We start from the raw sequence: 15,294 nt of genomic DNA, 5'->3' as shown, positions 1-15,294 counted from the left end.
CCCCGGCAGCCGCTGCCCCCGCAGCCGCCGCCAGCGCTGGCGCCATCGCCATGCCGTCGGCTGCCAAGCTGATGGCCGAGGGTGGCCTGTCTGCTTCGCAAGTGGCTGGCACTGGCAAGGACGGCCGCATCACCAAGGGTGACGTGCTGGCAGCCGGCTCGGCTCCCGCTCCGGCCGCCAAGGCTGCTCCGGCTCCGGCCGCCGCCAAGCCGGCCCTGCCGCAAGTGTCGGCCCAGGTTGACTTCGCTGCGCTGGGCGATCGCCCGGAAGAGCGCGTGCCGATGAGCCGCCTGCGCGCCCGTATCGCCGAGCGTCTGATCCAGTCGCAATCGACCAACGCCATCCTCACCACCTTCAACGAAGTGAACATGAAGCCGGTGATGGATCTGCGCGCCAAGTACAAGGATCGCTTCGAGAAGGAACACGGTGTGAAGCTGGGCTTCATGTCTTTCTTCGTGAAGGCCGCCGTGCACGCGCTGAAGAAGTACCCGGTCATCAACGCCTCGGTGGACGGCAACGACATCGTCTACCACGGCTACTTCGACATCGGTATCGCCGTGGGCTCGCCGCGTGGTCTGGTGGTGCCGATCCTGCGCAACGCCGACCAGATGAGCCTGGCCGACATCGAGAAGAAGATCGCCGAGTACGGTACCAAGGCGCGTGACGGCAAGCTGTCGCTGGAAGAGCTGACCGGCGGTACGTTCTCGATCTCGAACGGCGGTACGTTCGGCTCGATGCTGTCGACCCCGATCATCAACCCACCGCAGTCGGCCATCCTGGGCGTGCACGCCACCAAGGACCGTGCCGTGGTGGAAGACGGCCAGATCGTGATCCGTCCGATGAACTACCTGGCGATGTCCTACGACCACCGTATCATCGACGGCCGCGAAGCCGTTCTGGGTCTGGTGGCCATGAAGGAAGCGCTGGAAGATCCGGCTCGTCTGCTGCTGGACCTGTAATTCAGGCCAGACCTCCGTCTATCGTTTGTCGTCGTCCCCGCGCTTCGCGTGCGGGGACCCGGCCGCCACATCGCCGCCGGACGCCCGCCCTTGCGCGGGCATGACGCACCAGTGAGAAATTTCCCATGAGCAAACAATTCGACGTGCTGGTGATCGGCGCCGGCCCCGGCGGCTATATCGCCGCCATCCGCGCTGCCCAGTTGGGCCTGAACGTGGCTTGCCTGGAAGGCAATGCCTATGACGATCCGAAGGGCGAAGCACGCCTGGGCGGTACCTGCCTGAACGTAGGCTGCATTCCGTCCAAGGCACTGCTGGCTTCCTCGGAAGAGTTCGAGAACGCCTCGCATCACCTGGCCGACCATGGCATCACCGTGGGCGACGTCAAGGTCGACGTGGCCAAGATGCTCAAGCGCAAGGACGACATCGTCAGCAAGATGACGAAGGGCATCGAGTTCCTGTTCCGCAAGAACAAGGTGACCCTGTTCAAGGGCTACGGCAAGTTCACCGGCAAGGCTGCAGAAGGCTTCCAAGTGGAAGTGAACGGCGAAACGCTGACCGCCAAGCAAGTCATCATCGCCACGGGCTCGAAGGCTCGCCATCTGCCGGGCATCGCTGTCGACAACAACCTGATCAGCGATAACGAAGGCGCGCTGAAGTTCGGTACCGTGCCGAAGAAGCTGGGCGTGATCGGCGCCGGCGTGATCGGCCTGGAACTGGGCTCGGTGTGGCGCCGTCTGGGTGCCGAAGTGACCGTGCTGGAAGCGCTGCCCGCATTCCTGGGCGCAGCCGACGAAGGCGTGGCCAAGGAAGCGCAGAAGCTGCTGACCAAGCAGGGGCTGCAGTTCCATCTGAGCGTCAAGGTCGACGAAGTGAAGACCGGCAAGGACAACGTCACGGTCAACTACACCGACAAGGACGGCAAGGCACAGACGCTGGAAGTCGATCGCCTGATCGTGTCGGTGGGCCGCGTGCCGAACACCGACAACCTCGGCCTCGACGCCGTGGGCCTGGGCGTGGACCAGCGTGGCTTCATCGAGGTGGACGATCACTGCCAGACCAAGGTGCCGGGCATCTGGGCAATCGGCGACGTGGTGCGTGGCCCGATGCTGGCGCACAAGGCCGAAGACGAAGGCGTGGCTGTGGCCGAGCGTATCGTTGGCCAGAAGCCGCACATCGACTTCAACACGGTTCCCTGGGTTATCTACACGTTCCCGGAAATCGCGTGGGTCGGCAAGACCGAGCAGCAACTCAAGGCCGAAGGCCGCGAGTACAAGTCGGGCCAATTCCCGTTCATGGCCAATGGCCGTGCGCTGGGCATGGGTGCTTCGGACGGTTTCGTGAAGATGCTGGCCGATGCCAAGACCGACGAGATCCTGGGCGTGCACATCGTGGCCGCGAATGCTTCGGACCTGATCGCCGAAGCCGTGGTGGCGATGGAGTTCAAGGCTGCGAGCGAAGATATCGGTCGCGTTTGCCACCCGCACCCGTCGATGTCGGAAGTCATGCGCGAAGCCGCGCTGGCCGTCGACAAGCGTCAGCTCAACATGTAAGGCATTTGCCTCGCAAAGTGTGAGCACCGGCGCGCCGCCATTCGCGGCGCGCCGTTTTCACTTGCAGCCTCCGGTTGAACCCACATGAACGTCACCGAGTTTTACGAACACGAACTCAAGCAGCGCGGCTATCAGTCTGATGAGGCGCAGCGTCGCGCCGTGGAGCGGCTCCAGCAATGCTATGACGAGTGGGTGGCCTACAAGGGCCGTCGAAACAGCACGCTGAAGAAGCTGCTGGTACACCCCGAGGTGCCGAAGGGCGTCTACATGTGGGGTGGAGTGGGGCGCGGCAAGTCGTTCCTGATGGACAGTTTCTATTCCTGCGTGCCGGTGGTGCGCAAGACGCGGCTCCACTTCCACGAGTTCATGCGCGAGGTGCATCGGGAACTCGAGGAACTGCGCGGCCGGGCAGACCCGCTGGACGAACTGGCGAAACGCATTGCGCGCCGCTTCCGGCTGATCTGCTTCGACGAGTTCCACGTCAATGATGTGGCGGATGCGATGATCCTGCATCGTCTGCTGCAGCAGTTGTTCGAAAACGGTGTGCAGTTCGTGATGACGTCGAACTATCGCCCGGATCTGCTTTACCCGGACGGCCTTCACCGTGATCGGGTGCTGCCGGCTATTGCGCTGCTGCAGCAAAAACTCGATGTGCTCAATGTCGATGCCGGCATCGACTACCGCAAGCGGGCGCTGGAACAGGTGCAGGCCTACCACACGCCGCTGAACCGGGAAGCCAGCGCCGCGCTGCGCGATGCGTTCGTGTCTATCGCGGGTACGGCGGACGAATCTCCGATCCTGCATATCGAACATCGCGAGATCAAGGCGCTGCGCAAGGCCAATGGCGTGGTCTGGTTCGATTTCGCAACCTTGTGCGGCGGCCCGCGCTCCCAGAACGACTATCTGGAGATTGCGTCACAGTTTCATACGGTGATCCTGTCGGATGTGCCGAAGATGACGCCGCGGATGTCCTCGGAGGCGCGCCGCTTCACCTGGCTGATTGATGTTTTCTACGATCACAAGGTCAAGCTGCTGATGTCCGCCGAGGTGCCAGCCGACGAACTCTATACCGAAGGCCAGATGGCGAACGAGTTTCACCGGACGGTGTCGCGGATCATCGAGATGCAGTCGAGGGAGTACATCGAGTCCGAACGTCGTACCGTCGACACCTCGTTGACCTGACAGGCTGGCAGGGGGGGGGTGAGGGCCATTCGAATCGGCTCCCCTGTCTGCACCGCCCCGGCCCTGACTCCATTTTTGGAAGTTTGATCTTTATCAAGGCATATGGCGCGCTGGTTACCTAGTATTCGCTGGGTACTAAAAGCGCACTATGCCGTCCCTGCACGCCAGCCCCCTCGCGCCCGATGGAACGTCCGTTCCGTCCAATCCGAGCGCACAACTTGGTTCCGCCGCAGCCCTTGCCTCGGGCACACGGCCTGGGTCGGCGTCTCTGTCCACATCCACTGTTCATTGTTTTCATTGCGGCCAGCCTCTCGGGCGCGATGTCACGCCGCTCGTCGCTGATATAGACGGGCAGCGCCGCACGTTCTGCTGTGGCGGCTGCCAGGCGCTGGCACAGACACTCTATTCAGCAGGTTTCGGGCATCTATATAGCGATGTCACGCGATTCGCGCGGCCGATAGATGCCCAGGCGCGACGCGAGGCGGAACCTGTGTGGGCCGCCTACGATACCCCTGAGCTGCGCAACCAGTTCGTTCGCGAACTGGGCGATGGCCGGGCGGAGATTACGCTAGCACCGGAAAACATCCGCTGCGCAGCCTGTGCCTGGCTGATCGAGCAGCACCTCGGACAACTGGATGGGGTCGAGTCGGCCGTGGCGAACGTGGCTACGCGCCGCGTGGTGGTGCGCTGGCAAGAGAACAAGCAGGGCGTGGCAGGGCTGCTGTCCACGCTGGCCGACATCGGCTACCAGGCATGGCCGTTCGAGGTGTCGCGTGGCGACCAGCACGATCGCCGTGAGCGGCGCGGCCTGCTGATGCGCATGGCGGTGGCGATGCTCGGCATGATGCAGGTGATGATGTATGCATGGCCGCTCTATACGCACGAAGCCACGATCGACCCCGGCCAGCTTCAGTTGATGCGCTGGGCGAGCTTTGCGCTGACGATCCCGGTGGTTCTTTACTCTGCCTCACCGATTTTCGCTGGCGCATGGCGTTCATTGCGGCAACGGCATATGGGCATGGACGTGCCTGTCGCGATCGGTGTGCTGGCTGGCTTCTTCGCGAGCGCTGTGGCAACCGTGCGGGGCGTGGGGGAGGTCTACTTCGATTCCGTGACGATGTTCGTCGCGTTCCTTCTGTTGGCCCGCTATCTGGAGTTGCGTGTCCGGCAGGCCTCGCGCAGTGGCGCCGAGATGCTGGCGCGCCAGCTGCCCGCGACCTGCGAGCGGCTGGTGGAGGCGAGCGGCGTCGGCGAGCGGATTCCGGTTGCGCGACTGAATGCCGGCGACCGGATTCGCGTGAAGGCGGGCGAGATCATGCCGGCCGACGGTGTCGTGGTGGCCGGTGTCAGCGAGATCGACGAATCGATGCTGACAGGGGAGGCGCGGCCGGTGAAGCGCGCCATTGGTGACACGGTGCTGGCGGGTTGCTTCAATGCCGCCAGTCCGCTCGAGGTGAGCGTGCGCCGGATCGGCGCGCAGACCCGTCTCGCCGAGATCGTCGCCGTGCTGGATCGCGCGCTGGCGGACAAGCCCCGCCTGGCCCAGTTGGCGGATCGCGTGGCCGGCTGGTTTGTCGCCACCCTCTTGATTCTGGCCGCAATCACCGGGCTGGTCTGGGCGATCTGGATCGATCCATCACGCGCACTGCTGGTTACCGTCGCCGTGCTCGTAGTGAGCTGTCCTTGCGCGTTGTCGCTGGCTACTCCGGCGGCGCTGGCCGCTGCTGGCGCGGCGTTGTCGCGGCGCGGCGTGCTGGTGACCCGCGCGCATACGCTCGAAGCGCTTTCGGGGGTCACGGACGTCATGCTCGACAAGACGGGCACGTTGACCGAGGGGCGCTTTGCGCTCGTGTCGACGGAGATCGCGGGCAATCTGGATGCGTCAACTTGCCAGAGTCTTGCCGCCGCCATGGAGCGTGGTGGGGAACATCCAATTGCCAGGGCCCTGGTTGACGCCGCGACGGACCATGCCGAACGGCTGGTGGCTGACCTGCACAACGTTCCCGGGCAAGGGTTGCAGGCAATTGTCGACGGCCGGTCGATGCGGCTGGGGCGTAGAGAGTTCGTCGCGGAACTGGCACCGGCAGCGGCCGATATCCGCCGCAGTGGCGACCGTTATCCTGGCGCCACCGAGGTCTGGCTTGGTGACACAAGCGGACCGCTGGCGTGTTTCCAGTTGGCCGATGTCGAACGGCCCCAGACTGCCGAGCTTCTGGCTTCGCTGACCCGACTCGGTGTGCGCTGTCATCTGGTTTCGGGCGATCAGCCGGCAGCGGTGCGCTGGTGGGCGGACCGCTTTGGCATCGAGACCGCCGTTGGCGCGGTCACGCCTGAAGGCAAACGCGACTATGTAGCCAACCTTCAACAGCAGGGCGCCGTCGTTCTGGCGGTGGGCGACGGCATCAACGATGCGCCGGTGCTGGCCCAGGCGCAGGTTTCGATAGCGATTGGCAGCGGCGCGCCATTGGCGCAGGCCGGTGCCGATGCCGTGCTGACACACGGCGGCGTGGGCGAGATCGCCAATGCCATCGCCGTGGCCCGCAAGACGCGCCGCGTGGTGCGCCAGAACCTGGGTTGGGCCTTTTTCTACAACGTCGTGGCGATCCCCCTGGCAGCTACCGGACTCGTTACGGCATGGATGGCAGGCATTGGAATGTCCGTGTCGTCGTTACTGGTTGTCGGCAATGCATGGCGCCTGTTGCGCGCCGCGGCGGCGCCGGCCAGGGAGTCCTGAATATGGAAACACTCTATCTATTGGTGCCGATGAGCCTGGTGCTGGTGGCTGTGATCGCCGGGGCGCTGTGGTGGGCATTGCACGCAGGGCAGTACGACGACCTCGATCGCCCGGCGGAAGCAATTCTGCTCGACAACGACAAGCCTTGAATGTCAAGGCATATAGGTGACCGTTGCGGCGAACGCGCATTGACCGGAATTAATGCAAGCAGTTCGCAAGGGATGCTGGTGGCTTGATGAAAGTCAACGCGACTTGTAAGCCGATTTTCTAAAGTCACACCGTCAGTAGGTTTATTTTTACTTTTTGCATTGGGGGTCTGAATGGCTGTCACCACCGCGTCCTCACGCGCCGACACCTTCAACTATGGAGTCGTGCGGCAGTTTGCCGTCATGACCGTGGTTTGGGGGATCGTTGGCATGGCCGTAGGCGTTCTGCTTGCGGCGCAATTGATCTGGCCGGATCTGAATTTCAATACACCGTGGTTATCGTTCGGTCGCTTGCGACCGCTTCACACCAATGCGGTGATCTTTGCATTTGGCGGTAGCGCGCTGTTCGCCACGTCGTACTACGTCGTGCAACGCACCTGCCAGGCCCGGCTGTTCTGCGGCCCGCTGGCGTCGTTCACGTTCTGGGGCTGGCAAGCCATCATCATCGCGGCGGTGATCACGCTGCCGATGGGCATTACTTCTTCCAAGGAGTATGCCGAGCTCGAATGGCCGATCGATATCCTGATCACGCTGGTCTGGGTTGCCTACGCGGTGGTGTTCTTCGGCACGATCATCAAGCGCAAGACCCGTCACATCTACGTGGCGAACTGGTTCTTCGGCGCTTACATTCTGACGATCGCCATCCTCCATATCGTCAACAACATTGAAATGCCGGTGTCGATGTGGAAGTCGTACTCCGCCTATGCAGGCGTGCAGGACGCGATGATCCAGTGGTGGTACGGCCACAACGCGGTGGGCTTCTTCCTGACCACCAGCTTCCTGGGGATGATGTACTACTTCATCCCGAAGCAGGCGGAGCGTCCGATCTACTCGTATCGCCTGTCGATCGTCCACTTCTGGGCGCTCAACTTCACGTATATGTGGGCGGGTCCGCACCACCTGCAATACACCTCGCTGCCTGACTGGGCGCAGTCGCTGGGCATGGTGTTCTCGCTGATCCTGCTGGCTCCGTCGTGGGGCGGCATGATCAACGGGATCATGACGCTGTCCGGTGCCTGGCACAAGCTGCGTACCGATCCGATTCTCAAGTTCCTGGTGGTGGCGCTGTCGTTCTACGGCATGGCCACGTTCGAGGGCTCGATGATGTCGATCAAGACCGTGAACGCGCTGTCGCACTACACGGACTGGACGATCGGCCACGTGCACTCGGGTGCCCTGGGCTGGGTCGCGATGATCTCGATCGGCTCGCTTTACTACCTGATTCCGCGCCTGTTCGGAGAGAAGGAGATGTACAGCACGCGCCTGATCGAGTGGCACTTCTGGATTGCGACGATCGGCGTCGTGCTCTATATCGCCTCGATGTGGATCGCCGGTGTGATGGAAGGCCTGATGTGGCGCGCCACGCAGCCTGATGGCACGCTGACCTATGCGTTCGTCGAAGCGGTCAAGGCAAAGTATCCGTTCTATCTGATCCGTCTGCTGGGTGGCCTGTGCTTCCTGAGCGGCATGATCCTCATGGCTTACAACGTGGCACGTACCATCATTGGCAAGCCTGCGGTTGACGCTCCGATTCCGGCCAACCTGCCGGCTTCCGCCCACTGATCGCCGAGGACCGAACGATGTCTCAAAAACAAGGATTCTTTTCCCACGAAACGCTGGAGAAGAACGTCGGCTGGCTGATCATTGCAACCATCATCGTGGTCAGCATCGCTGGCCTGGTGCAGATCGTGCCGCTGTTCTTCCAGCACTCGACGACCGAGCCCGATCCGGGCATCACACCGTACTCGCCGCTGCGCCTGATGGGGCGCGACATCTACATCCGCGAGGGTTGCGTTGGTTGCCACTCGCAGCAGGTGCGTACCCTGCAGGCGGAGACTGAGCGTTATGGCCATTTCTCCACGGCGGGCGAGTCGGTGTATGACCACCCGTTCCTGTGGGGCTCGAAGCGTACCGGTCCAGATCTCGCGCGTGTTGGCGGCCGTTACTCGGACGACTGGCAGCGGATCCACCTGCGCAATCCGCGTGATGTGGTTCCCGAGTCGGTGATGCCTTCGTACCCGTGGCTGGAGAAGACGCAGTTGCCCACCAACGACATCCAGGCACGCATGCACGCGCTGAAGCGTCTGGGTGTGCCGTACAAGGACGAAGAGATTGCTCGTGCGCCTGAAGAGCTGGCAGGCAAGACGGAAGAAGATGCGCTGGTGGCGTATCTGCAGGGGCTGGGCCTGAATCGCCGCAACGTGCGCGTTGACTCGGCGGCGGCTCCGGCGCCGGCGAAGGAGTGATGCCATGGCGATCGTGACCGCAATTGCAACCGTCGTGTCGATGCTGACGTTCATTGGCATCTGCTGGTGGGCATGGTCGGGCGGCCGCCAGGCCGCCAATCAGGAATCGGCGATGTTGCCGTTTGCCCTGCCTGACGAAACCACAACTACAAGCCGGAACCCACAGCCATGAGCGATTTCATTTCCGATTTCTGGAGTTATTACATCGCGGCCATCGCGCTCATCGGGATCGTCTGGTGTGTCTGGCTGCTGTTTTCCCAACGCAAGATGCCGAAAGGTGTCAGCACCACTGATGACACCGGTCATGTCTGGGATGGTGACCTGCGCGAACTGAACAACCCGCTGCCACGTTGGTGGATGTGGATGTTCCTGCTGGCCTGCATCTTCGGTCTTGGTTACCTGGCGCTGTATCCGGGCCTGGGATCGTACGCCGGTATGCTCAAGTTCTCGACGCAGGGCGAGCTTGCCGCTCACCGCGAGGCCGCCGAGAAAACGCAGCACCAGATCTACGCCAAGTATCTGAGCATGGATATCAAGCAGGTGGCGGCGGATCCTGACGCACGCGAGATCGGCCAGCGGTTGTTCCTGAACTACTGCGCGCAGTGCCACGGTTCGGATGCGCGTGGCAGCCGAGGCTTCCCCAACCTGACCGACAACGATTGGCTCTACGGTGGCGAGCCGGAGACGATCCAGCAGACGATCACCAAGGGCCGCAATGGCGTGATGCCATCGTTTGCCAGCACGATCGATGCGAAGCAGGCCGGCGATACTGCCCAGTACGTGCGTTCGCTGTCTGGTCTGTCGTCGGATCCGATTCGCGCATCGCGTGGCGAAAGCACGTTCAAGTCGACCTGCGCGGCCTGCCATGGCGCCAACGGCAAGGGCAACCAGGCACTCGGCGCGCCGAACCTGACCGACAACACGTGGTTGTACGGCAGCTCGGAAGCGACCATCGTCGACGCGATCCTGAAGGGACATAACGGTCATATGCCGGCGCACGAGGAGATTCTGACGCCTGAGCGCATCCGCATGCTGACCGCATATGTGTGGGGTCTCTCGAATACGGGAGGCGCTGCAAAATGACTAACTGCCCCGGGGCCGGGCGGCGTGCCGCCCACCGGGGCGTGAGGGCAACACGATGAGCGCGCCCCTTAACGCCCCCGATCACTCGGACGATCACGCCTCGAACGATCCGTCTGCAAGCCAGTCGGCGAGCGATCGTAACGGCAACACTTGGCGTCCCGCGCCGCCCCCCAAGGGGGCCGAGACCACCGAGGAAGCGCTGTACGAGGTCCGCCGCAAGATCTATCCGCGCTCGACTTCTGGCGCGTTTTCGAGCTGGCGCGTGTGGCTGGTCATCCTGACGCAGTTGATTTACTACGGAACGCCCTGGCTGCAGTGGAATGATCGCCAGGCCGTGCTGTTCGATCTCGGCGCGCGCAAGTTCTACATCTTCGGTCTCGTGCTGTGGCCGCAGGATGTGATCTATCTCGCTGTGCTGCTGGTCATTTCTGCGCTATCGCTATTTCTGTTCACCGCCATCGCGGGACGCCTGTTCTGCGGCTATGCCTGTCCTCAGACGGTCTACACAGAGATATTCATGTGGATCGAGCGACATGTCGAAGGGGATCGCATCGCGCGGATCCGACTCGACGGCGATCCCTGGAGCCTGCGCAAGCTGCGAATCAAGGCGACCAAGCATGTGCTCTGGGTGCTGATCGCACTGTGGACGGGCTTCACGTTTATCGGGTATTTCGCACCGATTCGGGAACTTGGTAGCGAGGTCCTGCATTTCACGCTAGGACCCTGGCAGAGCTTCTGGATGCTGTTCTACGCATTTGCGACCTGGGGCAACGCCGGATTCATGCGCGAGCAGGTGTGCAAGTACATGTGCCCCTATGCGCGTTTCCAGAGCGTGATGGTCGACCGCGATACCTATGTCGTGACCTATGACGTGGGTCGTGGGGAGCCGCGTGGTAGCCGTTCCCGCAAGACCGATCGCCATGCGGCTGGTATTGGCGATTGCGTGAATTGCAGTATCTGCGTGCAGGTGTGTCCGACCGGTATCGATATTCGTGATGGCCTCCAGTACGAGTGCATCGGTTGTGGCGCCTGTATCGACGCGTGCAATCTCGTCATGGACAAGATGGAGTACCCGCGCGGCCTGATCCGATACACGTCGGAAAACGCCATGCGCAAGTCCCTGACGACATCCGACGCGCGCAAACGGCTGCTGCGACCACGCACGATCATCTATACGCTGATCTGGCTGGTTCTGGCGGCGGGCTTCGTCGCATCGCTGGCAATGCGGTCGCCGATCAAGGTCGACATCATTCGGGATCGCGGCGCGCTGGGCCGGGAAGTGGAGGGCCGCTGGATCGAGAACGTCTATCGGCTCCAGGTGATCAACACCACGGAAGCGCCGATGCGGATTCGCGTGCAGGCTGAGGGCGACGATCTGACTGGACTGACGGTCGAGTATGACAAGTCCGCCGAGGCCATGCAGCCAACGTCCAACCGGTTGTTGCCGATTCGCATTCGCGTGCCGATCGACGATGCCAAGGAAGGCACGCACAAGATCAACGTAACCGTGACGGCGGAGGGCGAGGACGGCCGAGACGCGCATATCAGGCAATCCACGAGTTTCATTGTTCCCCGCAATCTGTGATGCTGAGGGTGAAATGGCAGCAAACAAGGAGAGCGCAATGACATCCCAACAGTCCAAGCCCTGGTACAGGGAACCGTGGCCGTGGCTTTTGATGAGCGGTCCGTTGCTTGCAATTATTGGCTGCGGCGTGACCATCTGGCTTGCCAACACGCATCCGGATTTGCCGATTTCCGGCGTGGAGCGTCATGGCCTGGTCGTGGAGAAAACGGGGGCGGAGCATGTAGCGTCGCCGGCTGCGAGGCGCCCATGAGACTCCGCTGGCTGATGTGGGTACTTTGGCCGGCGTTTCTGATGGGCGGAGCGGCCACCGCCACCGTGTTTTCGGTCGTTGATCCGGGCGATCTCACGTTCTTCGGGCACCAGGTGGAAGCGTCTCGTGAGGCGGTCTACACGATTGGCTTCCTGGTGGCGTGGTTGTTTTGCGCATTGTCCAGTGGGCTGACGCTCTACACCATGCCAACCAAGCTCGAGGAGACCGACGAACTCGAGTAATGGCTCGAGTGCTGGCAGAAAGCAAAACGGCCGCACCGGGAGATCTGCTCCCGATACGGCCGTTTTCCTGGCCACGATGCCCGTTAGCAGTTTCGGCTATAGACCTGCCTGATGCCTTCCATGTCCACGAGTTTCACGTGTCGTTGGCGAATCTGAATCAGGCCGGCTTCGGCGAATCGAGAAAAGAGCCGACTCACGGTTTCGAGCTTGAGGCCAAGATAGCTGCCGATTTCTTCGCGGCTCATCCGCAGCACGAACTCGCTCGACGAGTAACCGCGCATCGACAGGCGCTCGGACATGTTGACGAGAAATGCTGCCAGGCGCTCTTCGGCACGCATCGAGCCAAGAGTGATCAGCATGATCTGGTCCTGCGAGATTTCCTTGCTCATCAGCCTCAGGAACTGCTGCTGGAGAGAAGGCAACGTGCCGGACAGCGATTGCAGGTCATCGAATCGCACGACGCAGACCTCTGTGTCCTCGAGCGCGGTGGCGTCGGACGCATGCTGCATCTCGCTGAGGCCGTCGAGCCCGACGACCTCACCGGGCAAATGGAAGCCGGTGATTTGCGTGCGTCCGTCCTCCATGGTCACGTGGGTCTTCAATGTGCCAAAGCGGATCGCATAGACTGCGGTAAGTGGTTCGCCCATGCGATAGAGCGTTTCGCCCTTATGAACACGAACGCGTTCCTGTACGAGCGTGTCCATCTTTGCGAGGTCCTGTTGCGACATGCCCACGGGAAGGCAAAGCTGGCCCATGGCGCAAGTGGAGCAACGCGGAGACATCTCGGTGACGGGAATGGAGGTAAGCAATTGATGGTGCTCGCATGAATGCGCTTGCGATGGAGGCGCGATGCAGGCATTTTACAGCGTGATGTGACGCAGAAGCGAGGAACAGTTGCCATTTGGTGTGCTTTTCAGTGTCTTTACACTTGCGTTGCTTGGTGGCGTGCATTGCGCCGCCATGTGCGGAGGAATTGCCATTGCCGTCGAGCAACGGCAATCCGGGGGGGCTGTTGCGGTCGTTAGCCTCGTGCATCGCTCGCGATTTCACTGGTGGCTGGAACTGCTGGTCATGCACGCCGGGCGTCTCACGACCTATGTGCTGCTTGGGGCGCTGATGGGAGCGGTGGGTGCGACAGTCTGGAAGCAGGACTACCTTCCAGTGCAGCGCTGGCTCTATGGCGCGGGCAGCCTGTTACTGGTTCTGACCGGGGTGTGGTTGTTGCGGGGCCGCGTCATGCGTGCAGCATGGCTCGAACGGCTGGCGGCGCGGGCTGCCTCGTATGTCGTCCGGGGCGTCGCGTCGCTGGGCATGCAGATGCCGCTTCGCTTGCGTCGGCACGCGCCCATCATGCGGCGCTATGGGATGGGGTTGGCCTGGGGGCTGGTGCCCTGTGGTATGGTGTATGGCGCACTTGCGCTGGCCTTGTTGGCTGGAAATGCGCCATCTGGGGCACTTGTCATGGCGGCCTTTGGCATTGGGACGCTGCCCAACCTGCTGGTGATCTCGGGTTTGTCGGGCTACCTGCGGCAACTGTCGCGCCGCCCCGGCGTTCGAGTGGGCGCCGCGCTTGTTGTGATCGGTTTTGGGGCGCTGGGTGTCGCACGCGCCGTCTGGCTGCCCGATACGCTGGCCAATCACGGCTTCTGCGTCGTGTTCTAGACTTTTTTGCTGGTTGCAGGGCGGGGCTGGAATGCCATACAATCGCGAAAACCACGGTATCGCGCTCCGATGCGCTCGTGGCGTCGCCGGGGCTGCATTCCCGATCTGGGATGTGTGCCCAGGGGGTCTGGGCAGGTCTGGCTTGCCGGGATCGTCCCCACAGTTCATCCGGTTCACAAGATCTGGTTCCAAAGTCCGATGGGGCTGTGTGGAGAGGTGGCGCTGGTGCCAGGCGAAGTTGCCTGGGCCGATATCGATTGTTTCTTGCCGCCTTGGCGATCTGATTGTCCAGGTGAATGTCCACCCCAAAAGGGAGAGGGTGCGACGCAAGAGGTCCGTTGACTGGCGTAGTCTGTCAGCCCCGGACGATCTCCTGCCGGAACGACCCGGCAATTCGATGCAAAGAAAATGAGGTGCACGGCTCCGCTGCGAAAAGCTGCGAGTTGGCTGCGCGATGAGATGGCGGTGGCTCAGGCCTCGCTGTATCTGCAATCTCCAGTGCTTCAGGATTCGTCCAGAAGCAGGTGCAAAGACAGGCTGCACACAATCACATGAATACCCAAGAGGCGAAGATCGTCCTCGAGACCGCGCTGATCTGTGCGCAGGAGCCATTGCGCGTTGGTGATCTGCGACGGTTGTTCGCCGACGACGTCGGTGCCGACACCATCCGGGTTCTGCTCGAAGAGCTGCGCAACGACTGGCAGCAGCGCGGGGTGGAGCTCGTGGCCCTGGCCAGCGGCTGGCGGTTCCAGAGCCGCCCCGAGATGCGCGAGTTTCTTGATCGGCTCAACCCGGAGAAGCCGCCGAAGTACTCGCGTGCCGTGATGGAAACGCTAGCGATCATCGCGTATCGCCAGCCGGTGACGCGCGGTGACATCGAAGAGATCCGGGGCGTAACGGTCAGCACGGAGGTGGTCAAGAAGCTTGAGGACCGGGACTGGATCGAAGTCATCGGTCACCGGGACGTGCCTGGTCGCCCCGCGTTGTATGCAACGACCAAGGCATTCCTGGATGATCTTGGTCTGCGCTCGCTGGATGAGTTGCCGCCGCTCGAGGATGCCCAGGCCCAGGCTCAGGCGGCTCTGCTGGATCAGCAGGCCATCGATTTCGAAGCGGTCGCGACGGCGAATCCGCCTGCTGGTGACGAGGAGGCCTTTTCGGAGGCCACCGTAGAAGTGGCTGAGACGGGTGAGCCGGCAGTTGAGCAGTTGTCGGTCGAGCCGCAATCCGAAGATCTGTCCGGTGGCGCGAGCGATGCCGCCGGCAATGAAAACGAACAGAACGACAGCGTCGCGCAGTTGCCCGAGGGTGATGGGCAAGACGATGACGCGCCGGTGGCTCTGGCCAACGGATTCCATGTGGACACAGAGTCTTCCTCGCAGGAAGACGCCGCAGTTCCGGCCCCCGACGGTGATATGCCGCTGGCGACCGAGGACGACGACGAGCGCGTGTCCAACTGAACAACATGCAACATCGATAGTGAATACTTTGTCTGATTCCGCTGAGCAAGACGTCCGCCAGCCGGACGTGCCGGGCGACACCGGCGCTGCCCCCGAGGGTAACGGCGCCGAAGGCGCGCCCCGCCGCAAGGGGCT

The 15,294-nt window shown here is 62.3% G+C and carries 15 protein-coding genes; 14 read left to right on the top strand and 1 reads right to left on the bottom strand.

Going from position 1 to position 15,294, the window contains the following annotated elements; all coding sequences use genetic code 11:
• The 12 genes from odhB to D769_RS17280 form a co-directional block, all read left to right on the top strand.
• Positions 1-959 (top strand): 2-oxoglutarate dehydrogenase complex dihydrolipoyllysine-residue succinyltransferase (gene odhB, locus D769_RS17335; RefSeq protein WP_008647469.1); only part of this gene is annotated, 959 nt, incomplete at its 5' end.
• A gap of 125 nt (positions 960-1,084) precedes the next feature.
• Positions 1,085-2,509 (top strand): dihydrolipoyl dehydrogenase, encoded by a 1,425-nt coding sequence (lpdA, locus tag D769_RS17330; protein ID WP_008647468.1) that lies wholly within the window; start codon positions 1,085-1,087, stop codon positions 2,507-2,509.
• Positions 2,510-2,593: 84 nt separating this feature from the next.
• On the top strand, positions 2,594-3,691 hold the full coding sequence (gene zapE / locus D769_RS17325; RefSeq protein WP_008647467.1) for a cell division protein ZapE: 1,098 nt from the start codon (positions 2,594-2,596) through the stop codon (positions 3,689-3,691).
• A gap of 148 nt (positions 3,692-3,839) precedes the next feature.
• Positions 3,840-6,425: a heavy metal translocating P-type ATPase gene (locus tag D769_RS17320; RefSeq protein WP_035882351.1), complete on the top strand. Its 2,586-nt coding sequence runs from the start codon at positions 3,840-3,842 to the stop codon at positions 6,423-6,425.
• A 2-nt stretch (positions 6,426-6,427) separates the two neighbouring features.
• The gene (gene ccoS / locus D769_RS17315; RefSeq protein WP_008647465.1) at positions 6,428-6,574 is read left to right on the top strand and encodes a cbb3-type cytochrome oxidase assembly protein CcoS; all 147 of its coding nucleotides are present in this window, start codon (positions 6,428-6,430) and stop codon (positions 6,572-6,574) included.
• A gap of 171 nt (positions 6,575-6,745) precedes the next feature.
• A complete protein-coding gene (ccoN, locus tag D769_RS17310) occupies positions 6,746-8,194 on the top strand; it encodes a cytochrome-c oxidase, cbb3-type subunit I (protein WP_008647464.1) in 1,449 nt (482 codons plus the stop codon).
• Between the two features lie 17 nt (positions 8,195-8,211).
• Positions 8,212-8,877 carry a cytochrome-c oxidase, cbb3-type subunit II gene (gene ccoO / locus D769_RS17305; protein WP_008647462.1) on the top strand — a complete coding sequence of 222 codons (666 nt, stop codon included), beginning with the start codon at positions 8,212-8,214 and terminating at the stop codon, positions 8,875-8,877.
• A 4-nt stretch (positions 8,878-8,881) separates the two neighbouring features.
• Entirely contained in the window at positions 8,882-9,049 is a 168-nt protein-coding gene (locus D769_RS17300) for a cbb3-type cytochrome oxidase subunit III (RefSeq protein ID WP_008647460.1), read from the top strand.
• Positions 9,046-9,960 carry a cytochrome-c oxidase, cbb3-type subunit III gene (gene ccoP / locus D769_RS17295; protein ID WP_008647458.1) on the top strand — a complete coding sequence of 305 codons (915 nt, stop codon included), beginning with the start codon at positions 9,046-9,048 and terminating at the stop codon, positions 9,958-9,960. The genes D769_RS17300 and ccoP overlap by 4 nt, the downstream gene beginning before the upstream one ends.
• Before the next feature lie 55 nt (positions 9,961-10,015).
• Complete coding sequence (ccoG, locus tag D769_RS17290; protein WP_008647456.1) at positions 10,016-11,545, top strand: cytochrome c oxidase accessory protein CcoG; 1,530 nt, start codon at positions 10,016-10,018, stop codon at positions 11,543-11,545.
• A 13-nt stretch (positions 11,546-11,558) separates the two neighbouring features.
• A complete protein-coding gene (locus D769_RS17285; protein ID WP_008647454.1) occupies positions 11,559-11,795 on the top strand; it encodes a hypothetical protein in 237 nt (78 codons plus the stop codon).
• Entirely contained in the window at positions 11,792-12,037 is a 246-nt protein-coding gene (locus D769_RS17280; RefSeq protein ID WP_008647451.1) for a hypothetical protein, read from the top strand. Before D769_RS17285 ends, D769_RS17280 begins: the two co-directional genes overlap by 4 nt.
• A gap of 83 nt (positions 12,038-12,120) precedes the next feature.
• Here D769_RS17280 and fnr read toward each other — a convergent pair whose 3' ends face one another.
• Complete coding sequence (gene fnr, locus D769_RS17275) at positions 12,121-12,846, bottom strand: fumarate/nitrate reduction transcriptional regulator Fnr (protein ID WP_008647449.1); 726 nt, start codon at positions 12,844-12,846, stop codon at positions 12,121-12,123.
• 85 nt (positions 12,847-12,931) lie between these two features.
• Between fnr and D769_RS17270 the strand changes: the two genes are divergently transcribed.
• Both D769_RS17270 and scpB read left to right on the top strand, forming a co-directional pair.
• Positions 12,932-13,699 carry a sulfite exporter TauE/SafE family protein gene (locus D769_RS17270; protein ID WP_035882352.1) on the top strand — a complete coding sequence of 256 codons (768 nt, stop codon included), beginning with the start codon at positions 12,932-12,934 and terminating at the stop codon, positions 13,697-13,699.
• Positions 13,700-14,250: 551 nt separating this feature from the next.
• Positions 14,251-15,159: an SMC-Scp complex subunit ScpB gene (gene scpB / locus D769_RS17265; RefSeq protein ID WP_008647445.1), complete on the top strand. Its 909-nt coding sequence runs from the start codon at positions 14,251-14,253 to the stop codon at positions 15,157-15,159.
• The last annotated feature ends 135 nt before the right edge of the window (positions 15,160-15,294 follow it).

It is taken from the genome of Cupriavidus sp. HMR-1, assembly GCF_000319775.1.
Classification (GTDB): Bacteria; Pseudomonadota; Gammaproteobacteria; order Burkholderiales; family Burkholderiaceae; genus Cupriavidus; species Cupriavidus metallidurans.
This window is presented reverse-complemented; position numbering and strand designations above follow the sequence as displayed.